General features: G+C 69.2%; 16 protein-coding genes. 3 read left to right on the top strand and 13 right to left on the bottom strand.

All coding sequences use genetic code 11. The features are described from left to right. Nucleotides 1–4,810: 4,810 nt before the first annotated feature. The 8 genes from KRR26_RS16605 to KRR26_RS16570 all read right to left on the bottom strand — a co-directional run bounded on the left by KRR26_RS16605 (nt 4,811) and on the right by KRR26_RS16570 (nt 14,146). Entirely contained in the window at nt 4,811–5,203 is a 393-nt protein-coding gene (locus KRR26_RS16605) for a VOC family protein (RefSeq protein WP_217080295.1), read from the bottom strand. A 149-nt stretch (nt 5,204–5,352) separates the two neighbouring features. Beyond that, nucleotides 5,353–6,003, bottom strand: a complete 651-nt coding sequence (gene rsmG, locus KRR26_RS16600; RefSeq protein WP_120206570.1) for a 16S rRNA (guanine(527)-N(7))-methyltransferase RsmG — start codon at nt 6,001–6,003, stop codon at nt 5,353–5,355. 98 nt (nt 6,004–6,101) lie between these two features. Then, a complete protein-coding gene (mnmG, locus tag KRR26_RS16595; RefSeq protein WP_217080331.1) occupies nt 6,102–7,949 on the bottom strand; it encodes a tRNA uridine-5-carboxymethylaminomethyl(34) synthesis enzyme MnmG in 1,848 nt (615 codons plus the stop codon). A 593-nt stretch (nt 7,950–8,542) separates the two neighbouring features. Further along, entirely contained in the window at nt 8,543–9,799 is a 1,257-nt protein-coding gene (locus tag KRR26_RS16590) for an RNA polymerase sigma factor (RefSeq protein ID WP_120206572.1), read from the bottom strand. Further along, entirely contained in the window at nt 9,799–10,194 is a 396-nt protein-coding gene (locus KRR26_RS16585) for a YciI family protein (RefSeq protein ID WP_217080294.1), read from the bottom strand. The genes KRR26_RS16590 and KRR26_RS16585 overlap by 1 nt, the downstream gene beginning before the upstream one ends. A gap of 166 nt (nt 10,195–10,360) precedes the next feature. Then, nucleotides 10,361–10,720, bottom strand: coding sequence for a hypothetical protein (locus KRR26_RS16580; RefSeq protein WP_147422973.1), 360 nt, complete (start codon nt 10,718–10,720; stop codon nt 10,361–10,363). 88 nt (nt 10,721–10,808) lie between these two features. Further along, entirely contained in the window at nt 10,809–11,279 is a 471-nt protein-coding gene (locus tag KRR26_RS16575) for a macro domain-containing protein (protein ID WP_217080293.1), read from the bottom strand. A 44-nt stretch (nt 11,280–11,323) separates the two neighbouring features. Continuing rightward, nucleotides 11,324–14,146, bottom strand: a complete 2,823-nt coding sequence (locus KRR26_RS16570) for a M16 family metallopeptidase (protein WP_217080292.1) — start codon at nt 14,144–14,146, stop codon at nt 11,324–11,326. Between the two features lie 265 nt (nt 14,147–14,411). Between KRR26_RS16570 and KRR26_RS16565 the strand changes: the two genes are divergently transcribed. The 3 genes from KRR26_RS16565 to KRR26_RS16555 all read left to right on the top strand — a co-directional run bounded on the left by KRR26_RS16565 (nt 14,412) and on the right by KRR26_RS16555 (nt 19,038). After that, the gene (locus KRR26_RS16565) at nt 14,412–15,344 is read left to right on the top strand and encodes a tropomyosin (protein WP_217080291.1); all 933 of its coding nucleotides are present in this window, start codon (nt 14,412–14,414) and stop codon (nt 15,342–15,344) included. Between the two features lie 186 nt (nt 15,345–15,530). Further along, the gene (gene sppA / locus KRR26_RS16560) at nt 15,531–17,324 is read left to right on the top strand and encodes a signal peptide peptidase SppA (protein ID WP_217080290.1); all 1,794 of its coding nucleotides are present in this window, start codon (nt 15,531–15,533) and stop codon (nt 17,322–17,324) included. A 607-nt stretch (nt 17,325–17,931) separates the two neighbouring features. Then, the gene (locus tag KRR26_RS16555; RefSeq protein ID WP_217080289.1) at nt 17,932–19,038 is read left to right on the top strand and encodes a GspE/PulE/PilB domain-containing protein; all 1,107 of its coding nucleotides are present in this window, start codon (nt 17,932–17,934) and stop codon (nt 19,036–19,038) included. Here KRR26_RS16555 and KRR26_RS16550 read toward each other — a convergent pair. From KRR26_RS16550 to yidC, 5 genes are read right to left on the bottom strand one after another with little or no spacing between them, the layout of a single operon-like run. Continuing rightward, nucleotides 18,961–19,620: a Uma2 family endonuclease gene (locus KRR26_RS16550; RefSeq protein WP_217080288.1), complete on the bottom strand. Its 660-nt coding sequence runs from the start codon at nt 19,618–19,620 to the stop codon at nt 18,961–18,963. The two genes, KRR26_RS16555 and KRR26_RS16550, sit on opposite strands and share 78 nt — an antisense overlap. Nucleotides 19,621–19,642: 22 nt before the next feature. After that, nucleotides 19,643–21,196: a tRNA modification GTPase gene (locus KRR26_RS16545; RefSeq protein ID WP_217080287.1), complete on the bottom strand. Its 1,554-nt coding sequence runs from the start codon at nt 21,194–21,196 to the stop codon at nt 19,643–19,645. Between the two features lie 51 nt (nt 21,197–21,247). Further along, nucleotides 21,248–21,475 carry a hypothetical protein gene (locus tag KRR26_RS16540; RefSeq protein ID WP_120206749.1) on the bottom strand — a complete coding sequence of 76 codons (228 nt, stop codon included), beginning with the start codon at nt 21,473–21,475 and terminating at the stop codon, nt 21,248–21,250. Between the two features lie 56 nt (nt 21,476–21,531). Beyond that, nucleotides 21,532–22,275 (bottom strand): hypothetical protein, encoded by a 744-nt coding sequence (locus KRR26_RS16535; protein ID WP_217080286.1) that lies wholly within the window; start codon nt 22,273–22,275, stop codon nt 21,532–21,534. After that, nucleotides 22,272–24,098, bottom strand: a complete 1,827-nt coding sequence (gene yidC / locus KRR26_RS16530; protein WP_120206583.1) for a membrane protein insertase YidC — start codon at nt 24,096–24,098, stop codon at nt 22,272–22,274. Before yidC ends, KRR26_RS16535 begins: the two co-directional genes overlap by 4 nt. Nucleotides 24,099–24,108: the final 10 nt, after the last annotated feature.

Below are 24,108 nucleotides of genomic sequence, written 5' to 3'. Positions count from 1 at the left end.
TGGCTCACTTGAACGATGGGCCGCTGCTACTTGATGAAGCCATCCAGACGCATCCGTCGGTCAGGCATCCGGTGTCCACGTGAGGCTCTTCACGCATCGGGGCGATGCGTGCATCGCTGTTCCACGTGGAGCAGCAGCCGGCCTCATGGCGCCTCCGTCGGACACCTGAACCAACTCACTTCGGCTTCGCGGATGGGCATCTTCGCGAACCGTCCATGACCACCTCTTCGGCTTCGAGTCCGAGACCGGGGCACGGGCCTCCCGTCCGTGGTTGATGGGCATGCGCTGTTCCACGTGGAACAGCAGCCAGCCTCATGGAGCCTCCGTCGGACACCTGAACCAACTCACTTCGGCTTCGCGGATGGGCATCTTCGCGAACCGTCCATGACCACCTCTTCGGCTTCGAGTCCGAAACCGGGGCACGGGCCTCCTGTCCGTGGTTGATGGGCATGCGCTGTTCCACGTGGAACAGCAGCCGGCCTCATGGGCCTTCGACTGGACCGCTGGGCTGACTCACTTCAACCGCGCCGATGGGCATCCTCGCGGACCGTCCATCACCCCCGTTGGGCTTCGGATCCGAAACCGACGCACCGACCTTCAGCCCGTGGTTGATGGGCAGGGGCTGTTCCACGTGGAACAACGGCGGTCGTCACGGAGCACGACGGGCCCCACGCAGGGCTTCACTTCGAGCCCGCTGATGCGCCTTCGTGTTCCACGTGGAACAGCGCTCGGACCCCAGCGCATCGTCCACTCAAACCGCGAGACACGCCTTCGCGATGAGGGGGGATGACCTCCTCCTTCGGTTACGGATCCGGTGCGCCTGAAGGTCCCTTCAAGCACCCGGGAGACGCGTGCGGCGATGTTCCACGTGGAACAACAGCGGGCTTCACGGGCCCAGCAATGGACCGCGGAACGAGCTCACTTCGGGCTCGCGGATGCGACCCTTTGCTCCACTTGGCTTGGCCGTTCGAGGTCATCTCGTGTGCCGCCCCTGCACCTCGGGACACCACCTGACGACCCGCTGCGGACTGCCTCTTCTGGCTTCGGATCCGAAGCGGGTGTGCCGACCGTCCGTCATGAGGAGATGCCCGTGAGCTGTTCCACGTGGAACAGCGCTTCGAACCGCGGTTGAGGAACCCATGAGTCCGTTGGGCTCGCGGCCCCGAAGCATTGTCTCCATCTCGCAGCGGGGTTCGAGCATCGCGAGGAACTCGGCGCCGCGTTGCTCCACCTGGAACGCGGGCGAGCTTCATCGGCCCTTCGCTGAACCTGAGCACTGCCCCATCTCGCGCTCGCCACGCAGCCCATGGATGGGTTTCCGTGTTCCACGTGGAACAGCGTTTCGAGCCCAGCGCGTGCTCCCACCGAACCACCCTGCCCTGCTGGATGGAGGAGCTCGGCGCGACACTTCTGGGGCATGGGATCCACCCCGCACCGCTGTTCGAGCATCATGCGGAACCGTGCTGCGCGGTGCTCCACTTGGAACGCTGACGCGACTCTCCGGCCGCGCGCCGCCCCCACGAACCGACTCACTTCAGGTTCGTTGATGAGCCCCGTGTTCCACGTGGAACCGCGCTGAGTGCATCGTTGCTTCATGCAGGTCTGGTGGGCCACGCAGCACGCTCAGCGGTCCCCCGAGCAGCGCCATCGAATCCCCGCCTCGGCATCGAATTCAGCGCGCGCATCCGCGTTCGCCAAGAGTCGAGGTGATGCATGAGGCGCGGTTCCACGTGGAACGAAGGCGAGCGTCGTTGCCACGCACTGGCCTGCGAAGCCCACTCACTTCAGGCCCGTCTCGATGGTCTCCTTGTTCCACGTGGAACGGCTCGTGGGGGTGGTGCGCCCCGCGAGGCCCGTGAACGACCGGGCACGAGGCGCTCACTTCTTCGGGCACAGCTGCCTCGCCAACCTTCCGGTTCGAGATGAGCCCGGCTCGTCGTTCATCCCGCAGCAGGCGATGCACTCAGCGCGGTTCCACGTGAACCGAAGGTTGGATCCACGAACCACCCAAGTGGGCTTGGGCCCTGGCCCACTCGCTCATCATCACGCATCCCAGTCATGGGGCGACAGCGCACGTGGACCGCAGCAGCGTGTCAGCGTGGCCATGGTGCGACTCACTTCGGTTCATCACGGGCTCGTGAGTGGCCACCCGCGTGTTGCTGCTTCGCGTGGCCCCAACGGCGCGACCTCGTCCCTATCGAGCGCCACACTCAGTGGTGAGCCTTCTCACCCTTCGGCCTCGATGCCGGGGCGAGCCCCACGGCTCCACAGTGATGGGTCCTGGGTGCGGCGTTGCTCCACTTGGAACGACGCCCGAGAGATGTGGCCTCGTGCTGGTCGAGACTGCCGTCTGGACCGCACCCGGAGGAGTCGCGCCGTCACCATGCTTTGGCTTCGATGTGGCCGCACTTCCCGCCGGCCAGCAAGCACATCGCCCCCATGCGCGCCGCACTGGTTCGGAGGGAACCCGAGACCTGACTGGGTTCCGCTCATCACAGGTCCGGCGGCGGGCCGACACGCACCAACAGGAGCAACCCCTCGGACCAGACTTGAGGGAGTTCAACGTCCATCGGCGGCACCGCCGGGTGCGGCAGCGCGATTCGTTCCCAAGCCCGGCTTCGAGGCTGCTGACTGCTCCGGGGCGCAGCATCGCGGCTCTCTTCGCGGCGTTCTCCGTGGAAGCTCACGCGTGACTTGGGCCGTGGCCGAACTGGCTCGGTGTTGCTGCGAGTTCGGTCGCAAGTCACCGCTGCGGTCAGGTTCTCGCGCATGGAAGAGGATGGGTGATGGCGCTCGGTGCGGCGCGATTCAGCCCGAGGTCGACTCGCAGGACTGGCATGGACCGCGTGCACCCGACGGCGTCCCTGTCACGCGAGCGGAGGTGGATGGTGAGCGACTGCCTCCTCCTCGACTCTCGGCTTCCCACTGAGTCTCTTCACGACCGCGCCTGCTCCGCGCGGACCGGGGACTTGGGGCTCGCGAGTCACTCTCGCTCCGAGACCGGCTTTGCTCGGGCACGCTTCAGCAACGCGAGCCTCCGCGAGACCCTGGCGCGTTCCACTGGGAACCTCGGTGGTGTTGCTCGGCTGCTTCGAGGCACTGGGGCTCAGGTCACGACTGCCGGTCTTGTGGGATCCTCGTCGACTTCAAGCGTCCGCCAACCGTGACCGGCTCGGAGCGTCGACGCGGGCTCCCGAAGGAACAGGCGCGCGCTGCATCGCGCACATGACGGGTGCGAGGACCGACTGAACTCGCTCGGATTGCGCGAGCACTCCCTCCCAGCGGGAGACCTTCGCGCGAGCGCTGCCGCTCTACACGCGGCTCGTCATGATGCGGAGCGACGACTGGATGGTCGATGTCGAAACACGGCCAGCTCGGCATCGCGGGATGCGCTCAGCGCGGAGCACCCGCTCCTGGCGAGCTGACGCTTGGAGCCAGCGCGACTCTTCCGCGTGCACGGAGGAAGGGAACCTGGTTCCCGTGATCAGGAGCCTCGCGTGGGTTGGGCTCGGACTTGCCCTCCTGTGAATCACGAAGGGCGACATGCGGTGCATCCGCAAACCGTCGGGCAGCCCTGCCCAGGTTGGACTCGGACAAAGGCATGGGGACTTGGGGTCTTCGGACATCCGGTGTCCCCTCCCCTCCCCTCCCCTGCTCTGGACTGGCGCTCCCTCCATCACTGAGTCCGCCTGGGGAATCGGGGGCGTTCGGTGCTGCGTCGAACTGATGTGTGGATGGAAGCTCGACACGCAACCGCATGCCCCGTGCGCGTGTGGTCCAGAGAGGCGTCACCAGATGCGCTGCTCCGGCGCGGCACATGACGACTGCCTCGGAGTTCGCCGACGACCAACCGCCTCCGAGACGGCGGTGATTCATCCGCGGCAGACGGCCCAGGTGGGCGCTTCGCTCGTGACACCGATACTCGTCGTGGTTCGAACCGTTGCACCCTCGCGGACTCAGACCCGTCGTGATTCAGCTACCCGCTGTCATGCCCGGTCTCGTCCGATCCCATGGACCGGGGCCCGCGCTCTTGATGACAGGCAGATGCCGCAAGCGTGCATCAAGGACTCGCCTCTTCACTCGCGATCATTCGCGCAGGCTCCTCCATCGGACCCGAGCGAGTTGCACCGGGCGAGCGTGACTGCGAGTTCGCGCCTCACCTCGCCGAGCACGCGCGCGCCCGGTTCCGCGGCGCGCCGCACACGGTGGACATCACTTCCCACCTGCGGTCGCACTGCGAACCGGCGTCAGCCCTCCATCCTCTTCCCCACTCCCTGCGCCGCGCCGGACTCGCGCCAGTTGCTGGCGGATGCAGAGCACGCCGCAGAGAGACCGTGACGGACTGAAGTTCCCACGCAGTCGATTCGGCACCCTCAGGAAGTCGGGAGGAAGAACGCGTGACCATCGCGCGGGGGCGCCAACTCGCGGCGCTGGTGTCGCAGCGGATCCGTTCCAAGCGTGCGCTCACGGAGGATTGAGACACCATCGCCGCTGGATACAGCGGCACCCCGCGAGACTTCGTTGCGCGACGCCGGGCAGGGGCCTGCTGGGCGTGGAACCCTGAACTCGGTCACCGCGCAGTGACATGAACGCGAATCAGACGCTCACCGCTTCGCCCGGTCATCTCCCGAGGCCAGGAACGAACGTCCTCACGCGGCGCCCCCATGGAGAGAGAACGGACCCCGTCGTGCCCACCGCACCGAACGGATCCACGCGGAGATGGCCCACGGGATGTCGCGGCTCACGATGCTCGGAGGCAAGTCCGGTTCAGCCGTGCACCTGCGCGGGCCACGTGTTCCACGGACCTGCGTCAGCGCTTCCAGTCACCCTGATAGAGCACCACGCGGTAGCCGTCTGGATCCTCGAAGGTCTTTCCTCCCGCGTCCCAATACGGATTCCGTGACTCCACGGCTCGGTGGCCCGCGGCTTCCACCTGCGCGACCCACGCTTCCCAGTGCGCTCGGTCCGGGACGTAGAAGATCAGCAGGTTGTCGTCGGAGGGCGAGCGGGGCGCCTCGTGGCCGTGCTCCACCGTGAACTCCAGATGGTACGGCGCCCCCGAGTGCCCAAGCATCACGCCATCGAAGCCCTCATGGTCCCGGAAACCTCCCAGGACCGAGAAGCCCAGCGCTCCCTCGTAGAAGCGAACCACCGCGTCCAGGTCTCGCGTCGGCCTCGCGACCCGCAGCTTGAAGTGCTCCACCTTGACTCCCGTCGCGCCTCCGCGGCGCCTGTGTACGCGCGGAGGCTATCGGGCTCGGTGCGCGGCGTGGGTTCCCCGCCCCAAGGGACGAACGGAACTCCAACAGATTGGAGCGCGCTCTCTCGCCTGAGCGCGAGGAGCGCCCTCCCCTACTCCTTCGCGAACACCACCACCTGCCGCTCCGCGCCGGAGAACGGCAGCCGATAGGCCCGCGCGGACACCACCTTCAGGTTCCGCTCCGCCGCGCGCGCCGCCAGGTCCGCGTCCGTCTGCGCCTTGCCGAGCATCGCCACCACGCGCCCTCCCGGCTCCACGTACGCGGGCGCGAGCGCCAACCAGTCCGGCAGGTCCATGAACGCCCGCGCAATCAGGAGCTGCGCGCGCGGAATCCCCTCCGCCTCGGGCTTGCCCTCCGCTCGCGCGTGCAGCCCCCGCACTCCCAACCCCAACGTCGCCGAGGCCGCCTTGATGAACGCGACCTTCTTCCCCACCGCGTCCACCAACGTCACGCCCAGGCTCGGCAAGGCCACCCGCAACGGCAACCCCGGGAAGCCCGCGCCCGCCCCCAGGTCCAACAACGAGGTCGCCCCCGTCACCTCCGGCAGCACCGCGAGCGAGTCCAGGAAGTGCTTCTCCAGCACCTCCTCCGGCGCGGTGATCGCCGTGAGGTTCACCTTGGCGTTCCACTTGAGAAGCTCGCCCATCAATCGGTGCAGCCGAGGCCCCACGTCCTCCCCCACCGACACACCCAAGGCCCGGCATCCCACCGCGAGCTGATCCGAGAACCGCGCGTTATCCACAGCGTCTCCCTGTCCAAGCGGCCCGTAAACCGCTGGAATCATTCATGGACTCTCTGTCCCCAGAGTTGCCCACACGTTGTCCACACCCCGGGTTCTGATCACTCCAGGGGCGGCGTACCACCGCTCCCCGGCCCCGGGCCCCGCTTCAGCGCGACCAGCAACAGCGACACCGCCGCGGGCGTCAGCCCCGGAATGCGCCGAGCCTGCCCCACCGTCCCCGGCCGATGCGCTGCCAGCTTCTCCACCGCCTCGGCGCCGAGGCCCCGCACCGCATCGAAGCGGAACCCCTCGGGGATCCGCCACCGGTCCGTGGCCTCCGCTTCGCGCGCCGCCGCTCGCTCGGCCTGGGCGATGTAGCCCTCGTACTTCACCTCCACCTCCACCTCCTCCACCACGTCCGGAGGCAGCGTGGGCCAGTCCGCTCGCCCTTCGCCCAGTCGGGCATGGCTCATCTCCGGACGCTTCAGTCGAAGCGCGAGGCCGCCGCGCTTCAGCCGCGTCACCTCGGCCATCACCGCGTGGGCGCGGGCCTCGGCGCGCTCCAGGGCCTCGCGTGGGAGGAGCCCCACCCGGTGCCCGTGCTTCGCCAGGCGCAGGTCCGCGTTCCCCTCGCGCAGCTTGAGCCGATGCTCGGAGCGGCTGGTGAACATGCGGAACGGCTCGTCCACGCCCTTCGTCACCAGGTCATCCACCAGCACCGCGCCGTGGGCCTCGTCCCGGCCCAGGAGGAGCGGCGGCTCACCCTTCACCTGGAGGGCCGCGTTGAGGCCCGCCCACAGTCCCTGGAAGGCGGCCTCCTCGTAGCCCGAGGTGCCGTTGAGCTGCCCCGCGAAGAAGAGGCCCGACACGGCCTTCGTCTCCAACGTGGCGCGCAGCTGCGTGGGGGGCGCGTAGTCGTACTCCACCGCGTAGCCGAAGCGGACCACCTCCACCCGCTCCAAGCCCGGCACCGTGCGCAGGAAGGCGAGCTGCACGTCCGCCGGCATGCTGGTGGACAACCCCGCCGGGTACACCAAGGGAGACCGGGGCCCCTCGGGCTCGAGGAAGACCTGGTGGCGCTCGCGCGCGGCGAAGCGCACCACCTTGTCCTCCAGCGAGGGGCAGTACCGCGGCCCTCGCCCCACGATGTCCCCTTGGAAGAGCGGCGAGCGGTGCAGGTTGTCGCGCAGCAGCCGATGCGTCTCGGACGTCGTCGCCGTGAGGCCGCACGTCACCGCCGGCTGACGGGGGAACACCTCGCCCGAGGCCAGCTCCCCGCGCGTGCGCCAGGAGAACGGACGCGGCGGGAAGTCCCCGGGCTGCGGCGTCACCGCATCCCAGTCGATGCTCGCGCGCGCCAGCCGCGCCGGCGTCCCCGTCTTGAAGCGCCCGAGCGAGAAGCCCGCCGCGCGCAGCGAGTCCGACAGGCCGCGCGCCGCGTCGTCACCGAGCCGACCGCCCACTTCCTTCTTCTCGCCCACGTGCATGAGCGCCTGAAGGAAGGTACCCGTGGTGAGCAGCACCGCGCGGGCGAGCACCTGCGTGCCGTCGCCCAGCACCACGCCCGCCACCTGACCGCCCTCGACGACGAGCGAGGACACCTCGGCCTCGCGCACATCCAGGTTCGGCTGCGAGAAGAGCACCGCCTGCATGGCCGCGGCATAGGCCTCGCGGTCGCACAGCACGCGCGTCGCCTGCACCGCGGGGCCCTTGGAGTCATTCAGCGTCTTGAAGTGCGTGCCCGCCAGGTCCGCCACGCGGCCCATCTGGCCGCCGAGCGAGTCCAGCTCTCGCACGAGGTGGCCCTTGGCCGTGCCCCCCACCGCGGGGTTGCAGCTCATCACCGCGGCGCGGTCTCGCTTGAGCGTCACGCCCAGCGTGGACACGCCCAAGCGCGCGCAGGCCAGCGCGGCCTCGCAGCCGGCATGGCCCAGTCCCACCACGATGACGTCGTACCGGAGTCCCATCGCTCGCGAGGGCCGCGCACCACCCGCGTCCGACACCCGAGCGCGGGCCCGCTCCGTCGCGCCGGGCACCGCGCCCCGCGCGCTGCGGCCTTGCGCTTCCGTATGTCCCCGGCTCGGGCCCTTGGCAAGCAAAGCTTCCCAGGACGGGAGCAGCGCGAGGCGGACAGTGGGAGGGGTTGAAACGCTGCCCGCCTCGCGCGCACCGGTCACCTCTCCAGAGGGTGGGCCGGACACTCACGGCAGCCAGCCCCACCGGACAGGTGGCACTCCAGATGTCTGTCTTGGGGCGGCCGTCCCCCTCGGCCGCCGGGCGCCCCCCGCGCCATGTCCCCGCTTGCGCGTCCCCCCGCGCGCTTCGGCATCCCCCGCTTCCTCCGTTCTCCGGCGCCCCTCTCCGCCGTGGAACCCACGCCCTGGGGCGCGACCGCGAGGCCCCCGTCCTCACGTGCTGCCGAACTGCCGTCGCGCACACGGGGGGCGATCTCCTCCGTGCGGTGAGGGCGCAACGGTGCGGGGACCAGAAGCCGAGAGGACGGCGCGGCCCCCGTGTGCGCGACACGTGAAGGTATAGCCAGTGGGTCTGACATTCCGGCTCAGGCGCCGGTGTCTCGCAGCCGCGCGGCGCGCATGAGCAGGTAGTCGCGTTCGGGGAGGCTGGTGGTGCGCTGAGATGCCCTCAGGTAGTGCGCGATGGCGGCGGCGCGCTCGCCCGCGCGCTCCAACAGGTGGGCTCGCACCGCGTCCAGCCGGTGGTGCGCCGCGAGCCGGGCATCCGCGTCCAGGCGCTTCAAGAGGTCCAGGCCCGCCTGGGGTCCCCGCACCATGGCGACCGCGATGGCATGGTTGAGCGCCACCATGGGATTGTCGGAGAGGCCCATCAGGACTTCGTACAGCGCGACAATCTGCGGCCAGTCGGTGGCCTCGGTGCTGGGCGCCTCGTCGTGCACCGCGGCGATGGCGGCCTGGAGCGGATACGGTCCCACGGCGCCTCGGGACAGCGTCGCGGTGACCAGCGCGATGCCCTCGGCAATCTCGTGCGCGTTCCACAAGCGGCGGTCCTGCTCCTCGAGCGGAATCAGCTCGCCCGAGGGCCCCGTGCGCGCCGCGCGCCGCGCATCCGTGAGCAGCATCAGCGCGAGCAACCCCGCCACCTCTCCGTCATCCGGGAGCAGGCCGTGGAGCAAGCGCGTCAGTCGCAGGGCCTCGCCGGACAGGTCGCTCCGGCGCAGCTCGGAGCCGAAGCTCGCGGTGTAGCCCTCGCTGAAAATCAAATACAGCACATGCAGCACCGCGCCCAGGCGCTGCGCCCCCTCCTCCGCCGTGGGCATCTGGAAGGGCACACCCGAGGCATGGATGCTCTGTTTGGCGCGGCTGATCCGCTGCGCCATCGTCGCTTCTGGGACCAGGAATGCGCGGGCAATCTCCGCCGTGGTGAGCCCGCCCACCGCGCGCAAGGTCAGCGCGATGGCCGACGCCGAGGAGAGCGCGGGGTGACAGCACATGAAGAGCAGCACGAGCGTGTCATCCCGCCCCGCCGTCTCGTCCTCATCGAGCGCCAGCGCGAGTTGCTCCTCGGGCGGCACCAGGCTCACCACGAGTTCCTCGCGGCGGCGGCGCGCGGTCTCGGCGCGCACCTGATCCGAGATGCGGCGCGCAGCCACCTGGATGAGCCACGCGCGCGGCTCTTGCGGCATGCCCAGACGGGGCCACTGCTCGGCCGCGGCGATCAACGCCTCCTGGACGGCGTCCTCGGAGGCGCTGAAGTCGCGGAACCTGCGAATGACCGCGCCGAGCACCTGCGGCGCGAGCGTTCGGAGCAGGTCCTCCATCTGGGCGGAGACCGCGTTCATCACATCAGGTCAGGCGGGGGACCGCTCATGACCTGGCGCACCTCGATGGCCATGTTGAGCGGCTTGCCACCCGGGCCGGGCGCGGCGGAGGCCTCGGCGGCGATGGCGTAGGCGCGCTCGGGGTTCTCCACCTCGACCATCCAGTAGCCGGCGAGGAACTCCTTGGACTCGGGGAACACGCCGTCCGTGATGGGCTTGCCGTCCGCGCCCGCGCGCACGCGCCTGGCCTGATCAGGCCCCGCGAGCCCCTCGGCGGCCAGCAGTTCGCCCGTCCCCTTCAGCTTCTTGGCGAACCCCATCATGAAGGCGATGTGCGCCTTGAGGTCCTGCTGCGGCCAGTTCGCCACCTGGTACGGGCCATTGCCGGGGGTGTTCATCATCAGGATGTACTTCATGGTCGACTCCTCGGGTTGTCACCGGCACCCCGTGACGAGGTGCGGTCACACAGAGGTCGGAGCCGAGCACGAATTCTCTACATGGCCGCCACAGATTCCTCGCGCGACCGGCTGGAGGCTCCGAACCCCTGAGAATCACTGGGCTCGGAGTCTCCTGGCGCCCAGTTCAGAGCAGCGGAGCGGGCGCGGGGCAGTGCACATTCTCCGGGCAGCGCCCCTCCGATTTGGGCACGCAGGCGCCGCAGCAGGACAGCTCGTCGGGCCCACAGCGGGAGGAGGCGCACGCCCCGCAGTCCACCTGACCTCCGCAGCCGTCATCGGCTTGGCCGCAGCGCAGCTTCAGCGAGGAGCAGGTCGCCGGCTCACAGGTCGGCCGAGGGCCGGCATCGCGGGTCACCGTCGCGGGCGCCGCCGCGAGGGCCTCGGATGCGGACTTCGTTCCATCCCCCTTCCCCGCCGCGCACGCGCCGATCCCCAGCACCGCGACGCCCACCACGAGTCCCCGCATCCATCCGCCAGCCTTCATCGCATCCACTCCCGTGTCCCCAGGTCCATCCCCCCGTCCCGCGCATCATCGGTGGAACGCGCGGGCGGAAGGAATGGGGCTCCCCAGGTCACGACGGGCGGTAGCGGATGATGCGCGTGTCGAGCGACGCGGCGTCCGCGTCCTGCATCGCCTCCTGCATGAGCACGAGCGCACGCGCCGCATCGAAGCTGCCCGACCCCGCGCCGATGACGGGAAACGCCACGGAGCGAAAGCCATGCTCGCGCGCGCGGGCCAGGGCATTGCGAACCGAGTCTTGAATGGAGCGCGGCGAAGCCCGCCACAGCATGTTGATTCCGGCGACGTGGATGATGCCGCGAAAAGGCAGACGTCCCGGCCCCGTCACCACCGCCGAGCCGAGCGGCATGGGCCCCACGCGCGCCAGCTCACGAAAGGGCGCGGTGCCGCCGCGGCGCTTGATGGCGCCCGACACGCCCTGGGGCAACAGCAACCACCAGGGGATGATGTTGCGATTCCACGCATTGACAATCGCATCCACCGGCTGGTCCAGCAGGTCTCCATCCATCACGGCGACGGGCATGCGAGGACCATAACCCGCATGCCCGACACCGGGGATGTCTGTCGTTACGGCGAGGCGGGAGGCGCGTCCGACGCGGGCGCCTTCTTGCGCGCCCCGGCGAAGTCACCGGCCTTCACGATGGAGACGCGGTCCCAGCTCAGGCGCGCCGCCATGGCCCGGCGGACTTCGTCAGGCGTCAGCTTCGCCAGCTTGCGCTCCAGCTCCGCGTCGAAGCCGAGCGTGCGGCCCAGGTACAGGTAGCTGGCGAGTTGGTGCGCGAGGCTCCCGTCCTGGGCCCGCGACGTCTGCCGGTACTCCAGGAGGCCGGCGCGCGCCTTGGTCAGCTCCTCGACCGAGAAGCCCTGCTGCGTCGCACGGGAGAGTTCCTCGCGCATCGCGGACTCCAGCTTCGCCGCGTTCTCCGGGGCGTAGATGGCGTAGGTGACGAAGCTGCCCACCGCGTCCAACTCGCTTGCGCGGACACTGCTGCCCACGCCGTACGAGAGGCCCTCTTGCTGGCGCACGCGCGTGGCCAGTCGCGAGTTGAGGAAGCCTCCGCCCAGCATGAAGTTGCCCAGCGTCAGCGCGGGCCAATCCGCGTCATCGTCACGCAGGGAGAGCGACTGGCCCGCGAGGAAGTACGCGTTGGCCTTGTCCGGCGTCTCCAACGTCACGGCCTTGGCGCCCACGTCCACATAGGAGTAGGGGACCCGCGCGTAGGGAGCGCGACTCTTCCAGTCTCCCAACAGGGCCTGCACCTGCGCGAGCACCTGCTTCGTGTCGAAGTCGCCCACCACCGCGAGCTCTCCGTGCGAGGCGCCGTAGAAGTCTTGGTAGAAGGCCCGCGCCTCCTCCAGCGTCGTGCCCTTCACCGAGGCCAGCCGCTCGTCCATCGTGGGCACGTAGTACGGGTGCCCCTTCGGATACTGCGGTGAGAGCGCGCGCCAGAACGCGATGCCGCCTTGGGTCTCCGGCGTGCTGCGCTGGGCTTCGAGCGCGGTCAGGCGCTCCTGCTTCAGCAGGGCGAACTCGTTGGCGTCGAAGGCGGGCTCGCGCAGGACTTCGGCGATGAGCTTCAGCACCTCGGCGAGGTTGTCGCGCGGACACTCGATGGAGACGCTCGCTTCCAACGAGGAGCCGTCGACGGACACGCGCGCCTTCAAGGTGTCCAGCGCGTCCATGAGCTGCTGGCGCGAGTGCTTCGTGGTGCCGCGCATGAGCATGCGGCTCGCGTACTGCGCGGCGTCCACTCGGCCGCGCACGGTCTCCTCGGTGCCCCAGTGCAGGTCGAGCACCACGTTCACCATCTCGCCGCGCGTCTTCTTCGGCAGCACGGCGTAGCGCAGTCCTCCGGGCAGCTCGCCGCGCTCGACACGCGCCTCCACATTGGCAGGGGAGGGGTCGAAGGCCTCGCCTTGCGCCACCTTCGCGCGGCCCTGGTAGCCATCCACCATCTTCGCCACATCCACGGGAGAGGGCAGCTCGGCGCGGTCCGGCTGCGGCGTGGGGAGGAAGGTCCCCAGCGTCCGGTTGGAGGGCTTGAGGTAGGCCGCTGCGGCGCGCGTGACGTCCTCGGGCTTCACCTCGGAGATGCGGTCACGATGCAGGAAGAGCAGGCGCCAGTCACCGATGGCGGCCCACTCGGACAACAGGATGGCGGCGCGCTCCGAGTTGTTGAGCAGCAGATCCACCTGCTTCAGCAGGCTCGTCTTCGCGCGCGTCACCTCGTCCGCGGTGAACGGGCGGCGCGCGGCCTCTTCGACTTCCTTGAGCAGTGTGTCGCGGGCGGGCGCGAGCGGCTGGTCCTGCCGCAGCTCGGTGGAGAAACCGATGACGCCGGGGTCGCGGAGCTGGAAGTTGAACGCGCTCGCGCGCGAGGCCTGCTTCGTCTCCACGAGCGACTTGTAGAGGCGACCCGATGGCACATCACCGAGGACCTCGGTGAGCACGTCGATGGCGGCGAACTCGGGATGGGCGCCCTCGGGCACGTGGTAGACGCTGGTGAGCAGTTGCGTGTCGCCCACGCGGCGCAGCGTCACCTCGCGCTCGCCGTCCTGCGTGGGCTCCTGCGTGTAGGTGGTGGGGACTGGCGCGGCGGGGCGCGGCACCTTGCCCAGCGTGTCACGCACCAGCGCGAGGGCCTTCGCTTCATCGAAGCGGCCCGCCACCACGACCATGGCGTTATCGGGCCGGTAGTAGCGCCGATAGAAGGCCTGGAGGCGATCGATGGGGACATGTTCCAGGTCGGCGCGCGCGCCGATGGTCGACTTGCCGTAGTTGTGCCAGAGGTACGCGGTGCTCATCACGCGCGCGAAGAGGATGCCGCGCGGGTTGTTCTCGCCCGACTCCAGCTCGTTTCGGACGACGGTCATCTCGCTGTCGAGGTCCTTCTTCGCGATGAAGCTGTGGACCATGCGGTCGGCCTCGAAGCCGAGCGCCCAGCGCAGGTTGTCGTCCGAGGCGGGCAGGGTCTCGTAGTAGTTGGTGCGATCCAACCACGTGGTGCCATTGGGACGCGCACCGCGCTCGGTGAGCGCCTGCGGCACGTTGGTCGTGGTGGGCGTGCCCTTGAACATGAGGTGTTCGAGAAGATGGGCCATGCCCGTCTCGCCGTAGCCCTCGTGTTTGCTGCCGACGAAGTAGGTGACGTTGACCGTCACGGTGGGCTTGGTCGGATCCGGGAAGAGGAGCACGCGCAGGCCATTGGGCATGCGGTACTCGGTGATGCCCTCCACGCTCGTCATGGGTGAGAGCGCAGGCGCCTTGGTCGCCGCCCGAGCGGGCGCCGTGGCGACCGGTTTCGGCGCGGGGGCAGACCCCTTCGCCCACCCAGGCGTGGAGGCGACCAGCAAGGTGGCCAGCAGGAAGAGCGGGGTACGGCGCGGCATGCGGTCCTCGCGACCTTTCAGAGAGTGCACGGGACTTTGAACCACCCGCGAGGTGCCCGCCATCCCGAGCAACCCATCTCGGCGGCGCCGAGGTCGGGAGTGTTCAGCGTGGGTCCCGACACGACCTTACAGGTTCTGCCATGCGTTGATCACTTCAAAGGTTCCATGACAGGATGTGTGGAGGCGGGCTCCAGGATTCCGCCGTGTCAGGTTGGTTTGGTAGAGCGGGGTGACTGGCCGCACCGGGCCAGGAGAGGGAGCAGTCATGGAGATGGCGGGCGGGGATGTGATGCAGGTGCTGCTGCACGAATTTCGAGACTTCCGGCAGCAGGTGTCGGGGCGCTTCACTCAAATCGAGCAGGGGGTCGCGGAACTCAAACAAGACATCGCACGGATCGAACGGAGGCTCGAAGCGGTCGAGCACCGAATCGAGCGCATCGAGCACCGACTCACAGACATCGAGCACCGACTCACAGACATCGAGAGGAGAATCACTGACCTCGAAGTGAGAGTGACGAAGGTCGAGCAGCGGCTCGCTGACCTCGAGCAGCGCATGGAGAAGGTCGAGCAGCGGCTTGTTGACCTCGAACGACGCATGGAGAAAGTCGAGCAGCGGCTTGTTGACCTCGAACGACGCATGGAGAAGGTCGAGCAACGGCTCGCTGACCTCGAACAGCGCATGGAGAAGGTCGAGCAACGGCTCGCTGACCTCGAACAGCGCATGGAGAAGGTCGAGCAGCGGCTCGCTGACCTCGAGCAGCGCATGGAGAAAGTCGAGCAGCGGCTTGTTGACCTCGAACGACGCATGGAGAAGGTCGAGCAACGGCTCGCTGACCTCGAACAGCGGGTCACACTTCTCGACGTGCGAACGACGAAGATTGAAGAGCGACTCGCCCTCGTGGAAGCACGGATGACGAAGGTCGAGGAGCGACTCGTCCTCGTTGACCGGTCTGTCGATCGATTGATCGCCCAGAGTTCTCTAAGTGAGCAGAGTACGACAAGCATGAACCAGACGCAGTCCATGGTCGTCGCGGGGTTGGACAGGCTCGTGAAAGAGGTCTCTCAACTCAAGACCCATCACAGTTGGCAACTCCAGAACCTCAATCGCGTCATCGTGAGGTTCGCCGAGAAGCTGGACGACATCGACCTTCGCCTGAACACTCTCGCCTTGCGCATCGCGGAACTCTCGAACGCCTGAGCGTCCGGCCCCCCGCGGAGCCATGCCGTGCTCCGCGGGAGGGCGGGCAAGCGGGACCCGCCCCTGTTGCCACACAACATCCGCGGGACACCCCACACGGCAAGCATCGTCGCTCAGGCGCGTTAGTAGTAAGCACCGCCTGCCGGGGCCTTCCCTCGGATACTCGGGCACCAGGAGTCCTTCCGGATGAAACGCTTCTTCATCGGCGCGCTCGCCTGCATCGGCGCGCTGTCCATTCTCTTCGTCATCGGCATCGTGGGACTGCTGGTGCTCGCGTCCTCCAGCAAACCGAGCGTCCCCTCCAACCTCGTCCTGGAGCTGGACCTGGACCAGCCCTTGCCCGAGTACGTGCTCGACGAGTCCTTCGCGGGAGCGTTCGGCAAACGCCCCACCACCGTGCGGGACGTGGTGGATGCGCTGGAGAAGGCGGGCAGTGACCCTCGGGTGAAGTCAGTGGTGGCGCGCGTGGGCTCGCCCGGCAGCGCGGCCCAGGCACAGGAACTGCGTGACGCGGTCCAGGCCTTCCGCGCCAAGGGCAAGCGCGCCGTGGCCTACGCGGACAGCCTGGGCGAGTCCGGGAACGGCACCGGCGCGTACTACCTGGCCAGCGCCTTCGATGAAATCTACATCCAGCCCTCGGGCGACGTGGCGCTGACGGGCATCTCCATCGAGACGCCCTTCGCGCGTGACGCCTTCACCAAGTTCGGCGTGGTGCCACACTTCAGCAAGCGCGCTGAATACAAGAACGCCGTCGATACCTACACGGAGCAGGACTACACCGCGCCCCACCGCGAGGCCACCGAGCGCTTCACCGGCAGCCTCTACGGCCAGATTGTCCGCGGCGTCGCGGAGGGTCGGAAGATGACCGAGGCCCAGGTGCGCGACCTCATCGACCACGCGCCGTACTTCGGCAAGGAGGCGCTGGAGGCCAAGCTCGTGGACGGTCTGCGCTACCGCGACGAGGTCTATGACGATCTGAAGAAGCAGGCCGGCGAGGGGGCGCAGCTCCTCTACGCGGACAAGTATCTGGAGCGCGCGGGCCGTCCGCACACGCGAGGCGACACCATCGCCCTCATCTACGGCGTGGGCGAGCTGGTCCGTGGCAAGAGCCAGTCCAATCCGCTCAGCGGCGGACAGGCGATGGGCGGCGACAGCGTGGCGGCGGCGTTCCGCAAGGCGGTGGAGGATCCGCGCGTGAAGGCGATTGTCTTCCGCGTGGACAGCCCCGGAGGGAGCTACGTGGCCAGCGACACCGTGCGCCGCGAAGTGCAGCGCGCTCGGGACGCGGGCAAGCCCGTCATCGTCAGCATGGGCACCTACGCGGCCAGCGGCGGCTACTTCGTGTCCATGGACGCGGACAAGATCGTCGCGCAGCCTGGCACGCTGACGGGCAGCATCGGTGTGTACAGCGGCAAGTTCGTCACGGCGGACTTCTGGGCGAAGCTCGGCGTGAACTTCGACGCCGTCAGCCAGGGCCGCAACGCGAACATGTACAGCTCGGACTCGGACTTCACGCCCGAGGAGAAGCAGCGCTTCGAGAACTCGTTGGATCAGATCTACGCCGACTTCACCACGCGCGCCGCCGCGGGCCGGAAGATCCCCGTGGAGCAACTGCGCGACGTGGCGCGCGGCCGAGTGTGGACCGGTGAGGACGCATCGGCGCGAGGACTGGTGGATGCGCTCGGTGGATATCCGAAGGCGATCGAGCTGGCGAAGGAGGCCGCGAAGCTGCCCAAGGACGCGCCCGTCAACATCGTGGAGTTCCCGCGCCCCAAGCCGACCGCGCAGGTCCTCGCCGAGCTGTTCGGCGAGCGCAACGGCGACAACAGCGAGGACGATGTCACCACGCGCGCAGCGACCTGGGCGCCGGTGATGGATCAGGCGCGTGCTGTGTACCAGCTCGGTGAGCAGTTGGGACTGACGCGAGGCAACGCGCGCTCCAGCGCGCTCTATGCGCCGCCTCCCGCGATCCGTTGGTAGTTGGCGTCACACGAGACCGGGGCGCTCACACTTCCCGGTCTCCTCAACTCGGGGGGAAGCTCGCACCGCGTGTGCCTCGACTCGCGTGTAGCGCCGCGGTGCAGGGTCCCCATCTTCGTGGGTTCGTCCCGAGTGGGCCCACCCACGACTCCACTCCGGCTGCTCCGAGGGTCCACTCCTCGAGAGTCGGGCCACGGCCCCACACTCTCCCGCGATGAGCCCCTTGAACCCGCCACGCGAGGTCCTGTGCGCGGGTAGCGACGCAGCGCTCCTGGCCCCACCACGCGAGGTGAGCATGAGGGGCGCCACACGGACCCCGGGTCCGCCACGCGTGGCGGCGGTGTGTCGCCTTTGAGATGACCCACCGAGGCCCGCAGGCGGGCTTCCCTCGCAGCAATTGGGGCCATCCCTGGGAGGCCCGCACGCTCGGTGGCCTCAAGGATTGGCGCGCAGTCCGTTGAAACAGACCAAGAGCAGCCCCATCGCCTGGAAAGAAGCACAGCTTCCCGGGGCCATGGGGACACCGCTCGCGTTTCATCCCGGAGACCGAGCGCCACCCCGTGGCGTCACCGCGCCACGTGGTAGGGGGGCCGGAGGAGTCGACATCATGAAGAAGCGTTTGGGGGACATCCTTCTGGCTCGGGGCGTGCTGGACACCTTGCAGCTCCATTCCGCGCTCGCCTACCAGCGCAAGTGGGGCGTCCCGCTGGGCCAGGTGGTGGTGGACCAGCGCTTCTGCACCGCTGACATCGTGTTCGCCGCGCTCGCGGAACAGGCAGGACTGGAGACGGTGGACCTGGACACCCTGGCGCCTGAGTCCGTCCTGACGCGCCTCATCCCCGAGAAGGTGGCCGAGGCGCATCGCGTGGTGCCGCTGCGGATGGAAGGGCAGGGCCCTCGCGACGCGGTGCTGGTGGTGGCCATCGCCGCGCCGGCGAGCATGGCGTCACTGGACGTGGTGAAGAGCGTATCGGGGAAGGGGAGGGTGGTGGCTCGGCTGGCCACGGATGCCGCCATTCGCCGGGCCATTGGGCGGCTCTACCGAGGCGAAGTGGGCCCCGCCCCGCGCCGTCCTGGCTTCGAGGGCTTCTCCCTTCCCGAAGCCGATGACGCCATGCCCGTGGTGATGGGCGAGAGCATGGCCGAGCTGACGAACATGGAGACCCCTGCCGAAGAGGGCACCACGGGGCTGCCACTGCTCGCGCCGCTGGAGGCTCGGGCTCCTCGCGCGCCGCTGCCGCCTCTGGCGCGCGTGACGCCTCAGCCGGTGACGGCCACGGGTCAGGTGCTCGTCTACGGATGGGGTGCGGTCGCCGCGGCGGGGTTGGTGCGAGTGCTGGGCGACGAGGGCCTTCTGGCGCGCGTGGCGAGTACCGACGCAGTGCTCGCCTCGGACGAGACGCAGGTCGTGGTGGCGCCGCTGCCATCCATGGAAGCGCTGGGCCGCCGCGTGCGCGCGCAGGTGTTGGTGGCGGGCAAGACGCCCGAGTTGGATCTGCCTCGGGCTCAGGCCGTTGGCGCGCGCGGGTTCCTCGCGGCGCCGGTGGATCCGGATCTGCTCCTGCGGGCGGTGCGCCGACTGGCGGCCTCCGCGGACGATGCCACGGGCAAGCGCGCCCGCTGGAGCGATGCCCTCTCAGGGAGCAGCGTGCAGGAAGGAAGTCTGCTCGGGGACCTCCGGCAGCCACAGCGAGCCCAGCTCCAGCGCCACTGAGGAGAAGGGCTCGGCGCGGACCCACGCGTCGCCCTCGTAGCTGCCCGTGAGGAGCCACCCGCGCTTCACGCGCTGATACGTCTCCAGCGTGCGCGCGTCCGGGTCCACCAGCCACACGTGCGACACGCCTTCGCGCGCGTAGAGCGGCAACTTGCGCGTGCGGTCCAACCCCGTGGTGGCGGGCGCGAGCACCTCGCAGACCCAGTCCGGCGTCAACGTGAGGAAGGACACACCCGGGTCGAGCGGCTCGCTGATGCGCTCGCGTCGCCAGCCCGCGAGGTCCGGCACGAGCAGGTCATGGCCCAGGTGCAGTTCCGGCGCGCGCAGGAAGCACCAGCGCCCGGAGCCACCGCGACGCTTGTCGAGCGCCTCGCCGAGTTCCACGCCCAACATGAAGGCCGCGCGCGACTGCGGCAGGCCGGGGCGCGGGGACGCCACCAACTCTTCGTCGAGGATTTCCCCCACCCAGCCCGAAGGCAGCGCCGAAAGCAGAGAATAGGGATGCGAGTGGGTGCTGAGTGCCGTCACGGCGCCTCCGTGAATACCGGTTGAGGCGGGGCATTCTAGGGACGGGTCTGACATCTCCCGCGACGCCGCGAAGGCCCTATTTTCCGATGCAGAATCGCTGAAAGAGTGCATCCAGGAGCGCCTCGGAAACGGTGGTTCCAGACACTTCTCCCAGTGCCTCCAACGCGAGGCCCAACTCGCCGGAGAGGACCTCGAGGGTGGACACGCGCGAGGCCTCCAGAGCGCGGCTCAGCGCCTCGGAAGCGCGACGCAGGGCATCCGCATGTCGCTCGGAGACAAGCGCAACCGCGGACGGCGTCCCCGAGCCCCACAGCCGCGCCACCATGGCGGCGCGCAGCGTCTCCACGCCCTCGCCCGTGAGCCCGCTCACCCGCAACGCCGGGACGGGTGAGTGCAGGGCGCCCGGGCTCACGTCACTCGCGCGAGGCGCAGAAGCGGGCCCATGCGCGGCGGACGCGCTCACTTCTCCACTGACCCGCGACTCCAGGAGGAGCGCGCGCAAGCTGGATGGTCTCTCGTTCGTCACGCCGCGCGCGTGACTCACGTCGACGGTCTGATCCGAATCGGATCCGTTTCCGTTCGCCACGCCACTCGCGACGGTCACCACGTCAAGCGTGCACGCGGCGACATCGCACTTGCCCATCAACCGCAGCACGGGCGTCGCGCCTGCCTCGCGCTCCCACGCATGCGCCTCGTCGGCGCTCGCGTCCGGTGGTAGCACCAGCACCGCGAGGTCCACTGCGGCGAGCAACTCACGCGTGCGCGCGATGCCGAGCGCCTCCACTCTCCCGGGCGCATCGCGCAGCCCCGCCGAGTCGTAGAGCGTGACGCCCAGCCCATCCCACTCGACACGGGCCTCCAGCGTGTCTCGCGTCGTACCGGGCTCCGCGTCCACGAGCGCTCGGGCCTCGCCCACCAGTCGGTTGAAGAGCGTGGACTTGCCCGCGTTCACCGGACCGAACAACGCCACCCGCGCGCCACTGCGCACCAGTCGGCCGCGTCCCGCCTCAGCCAGCAGTGTCTCCGCCTGGGCCATGAGCGGCACGACGCGCGCGGCGGCATCCTCGTCCGCGCCCTCGGCTTCGTCCGGGAAGTTGAGCACGCCCTCCAGGTCCACGTGCAGGGCGCGCAGGGGCTCTTCCAACTCGCGCACCCGCCCCGCGAGCGCTCCGGACAGGCCCGCGGCGGCGGCGCGCACGGCCGCTTCCGAGTCCGCGGCCACGAGGTCCGCGACCGCCTCGGCGCGCGTCAGGTCGATGCGCCCTTGCAGGAAGGCGCGCTTGGTGAACTCTCCCGGCAGCGCGAGCCGAACCCGCGCATCCTCCAACACGCGCCCCAACAGCAAACGCAACAGGCGCGGACTGCCGTGCGCGTGCAGCTCCACCACGTCCTCGCCCGTGAAGGACCGGGGCCCTCGGAAGTAGAGGAACAGGCCCTCGTCGAGCATCCGCCCCGCGGCATCCACGAAGGTGGCCAGGTAGGCGTGACGCGGGGTGGGCTCGGCGGGGACGCTGGGGGCGAGCCGGCGGCCCACCTCCAGCGCATCCGGTCCGGACAGCCTCAGGATGCCCACGGCGCCCGCGGCGGGCGCGGTGGCGAGCGCGACGATGGTGACGGAACCGGACGTCATGGTGACGAAGCGCAGGAGGTCCTCACCGCGCCAGCTCCTGAGACGAGCGGCCTACCGGACTCCCGGAGGCGGAGTGGAGCCCCGCGCGGCGCGCTCCACGGCCTCGCGGTTCTCCTCGATGTACTTCTCCACGGCGGCGTCGTCGATCTCCAGGTCTCGCAGCACACCGGGGTAGACGACTCGGAAGGCCGTGGACTCCTCATCTCCTCGGAGGCGGAAGCTCATCTTCACCACGGCGGCGCCGTACAGCTTGTCCTTCAGTCCCTTCGCCTTGCCCATGAACCTCTTCTCTTTCTCCAGGCGACCCGACGAGCCCCCGCGCGTCGGGGCCATGCCTACTCGTCGAGGTCGTCCTCGTCATCGTCGGGGAGCAGGCTCCGCTTGGGCAGCGGCGCCGGCTTGTCCGGAGTGAACACCACCCGGCGATTGCGGCCCTCACCCTCGGCCGTCACCTTCACCCCGGACACTCCTTCTACCGCCTTGAGGGCCCGGGCGCGGTCCTCCATCTTCATCGCGGCCAGCGCATAGAAGCGCCCCAGCCCGGCGGACTTCTCGGCGATCCGGCGCACGGCCTCTCGCAAGGCCGCGTCTTCCTCCACCGCGACCGAGCGCTCGTCCACGTCGCCCCGAGGCGCCGCGGGAGCCCGTGCCGGCGCCGTCGGCGCGGCCTTGGGCGCCGCCGCCGGCCGCGCCGCGGGAGCCGGCTGGGCTCGCGCGATAGGAGCCGGAGCGGGTGCCGCGGGAGCCGGCTGCGCCTCGCGACGCGGACGGGGCTCCGGATGCACGCCCGCGCCCAACATCACCCAGCGCCGATCCACGCCCGGGCGGTGCAGCATCTTGTTGAGCAGGAACTGGAGCGAGTCCACCACCTGGCTGCGCTTGCCCACCTCGACGCCGGCCGGCAGGCCCGCGTCGAAGTGAAGCGCCACGGACAGGCTGCCGTCCGAGGCGTCCTGCATCTCCAACCGGGCCGGGAAGCCCATCAGCCCGAGGATGTCGGTGAGCAGTCGCTCCACGCGGGCGCGGAAGTCCGCGCCGCCCGCCACGCCCTGCTGCGTCGTCCCCTGCGGCTCGCTCACTTGCGCTTGCCTCCCGCGGCGGAGACGGCCGCCGTCCCATCACCCGTTGGGTTCCCGCCCTTGCGCGCCAGCCACTTCCGCAGGCCGTACTGCTGCGCGATGGAGAGCACGTTGTTGGTGAAGATGTAGAGCGACAGACCGGCGGGGTACTGAAGCAGCGTGAAGGTGAAGATGACCGGCAGCACCCAGGTCATCATCTTCGCCTGCTGCGCATCCATCATCTGCGGCTGCATCTTCTGGGTGATGATCATCGAGACGCCCAGCGCCAGCGGCAGGATGTACGTGGGGTCCTTGTAGGTCAGGTCCGTCCACACCGGCCCGAAGAAGGGCTCGCCGTAGATGTCGAAGCTGTTGCGCAGCGACGTGAAGAGGGCGATCCACACCGGCATCTGGATGAGCATCGGGAGGCACCCGCCCAGCGGGTTCACCTTGGCCTCCTGGTAGAGCTTCATCGTCTCCAGGTTCTGGCGCTCCCGGTCGTCCGCGAACTTCTTCTTGATCTCCTCCAGGCGCGGCTGGAGCTTCTTCACCTGCTCCATGCTGACCATGGAGCGGTAGGTGAGCGGCAGCAGCACCAGCTTCACCAGGACGGTGAGCAGGATGATGGCCACGCCCCAGTTGCCCACGAGGCCGTGGAAGAACTTCATGACCGCCAGCAGCATCTTGCAGATGACCGCCCAGATGCCGAAGTCGACCGTGTCCTCCAGCTTCGGGTGGAACGCGGCGGCGGTGGACAGGCCCGCGGCGTCACGCAGCGCCACGCCCGGCACGGTGCGCAGCAGGTCCGGATCCTTGGGACCCAGGTAGCCGCCGAACCGGAAGGTGGCCGTCTGGCCGGGACCCACGTTGAGCGGGAAGCCCGCCGCCACTTCGCGCGCGGTGGGCGTGGCCGTCAGCACGCAGTGCCCGGCCATGGGCCCGTCCAGCGGGTAGAGCGCGGACAGGAAGTACTGCTGATCGATTCCGAAGAAGCTCACCTGCCCGCGCGTGTCCTCGGGTGGCTTGTCGCCGGGGCTCAGCTTGTGGAGCTTGTCATCAATCCAGCACGCCGAGCGGCTCAGGTTGCCCACGCCGCCGAAGAAGGACGGCGCGTGCTCGAACTCCGGGTCGATGGCGCGGCTGTAGTGCACCCGCAGCTCGCCGCTCTGCGGCTGCGCGGACGTGTTGCGCACGGTGACGGTGTAGACGAGCTCGAAGCCCTCGTGCGGCCACAGGAATGACTTTGTCACCTCCCACGGGCCCTGGCGGCCGGTGAACGACAGGGTGCCGGCGCCCTTGGGCGTGGTGCCTTCCTCCACCGCGTAGCGGGTGGTGGCCGGCAGCGGCGTGTTCCCCTCGATGGAGATGGACAGCGGCAGCGGCTGGCCGGGCACCGGGTGCGCCAGGTTCATCTGCGGCGCGGTCGGCACCGGCTTGCCGAAGAGCTTGTCGAAGCCCTCGCGGATGGTGAGCGTCTGCTGCTCCCGCATCTTGCGGCCCTGCAGCTCCGCGAAGGTGAGGCCCGCGCCCTCGGAGGAGAACGTGTACTTGGCCTCCTGGCGCGCCACGTCCACCTTGCGCAGGGGAGGCGGGGGCGCCTCGGCCGTCAGCGTGCTCTCCGCCGTGCCGCCGTTTCCGGGCGGCGGCACCGCGACCTCGGCGGTGCCGGCATCAGCACCCTGGGCGAGCACGACGCCTGCGTCGGCGCCCTCGGCGCCCGGCGGCTGCGGCTTGGGAGCGAAGAAGAAGGTGTAGGCCGCGGTGGCAGCGAAGGACAGCGCGAGTGCGACCATCAGCCGCTTCTGCGAATCGTTCGACTGGGGCGAGAGCGGATCGTTCGTCATAGGGTTCCCT

Source organism: Citreicoccus inhibens, from assembly GCF_019039035.1.
Classification (GTDB): domain Bacteria; phylum Myxococcota; class Myxococcia; order Myxococcales; family Myxococcaceae; genus Citreicoccus; species Citreicoccus inhibens.
This window is presented reverse-complemented; position numbering and strand designations above follow the sequence as displayed.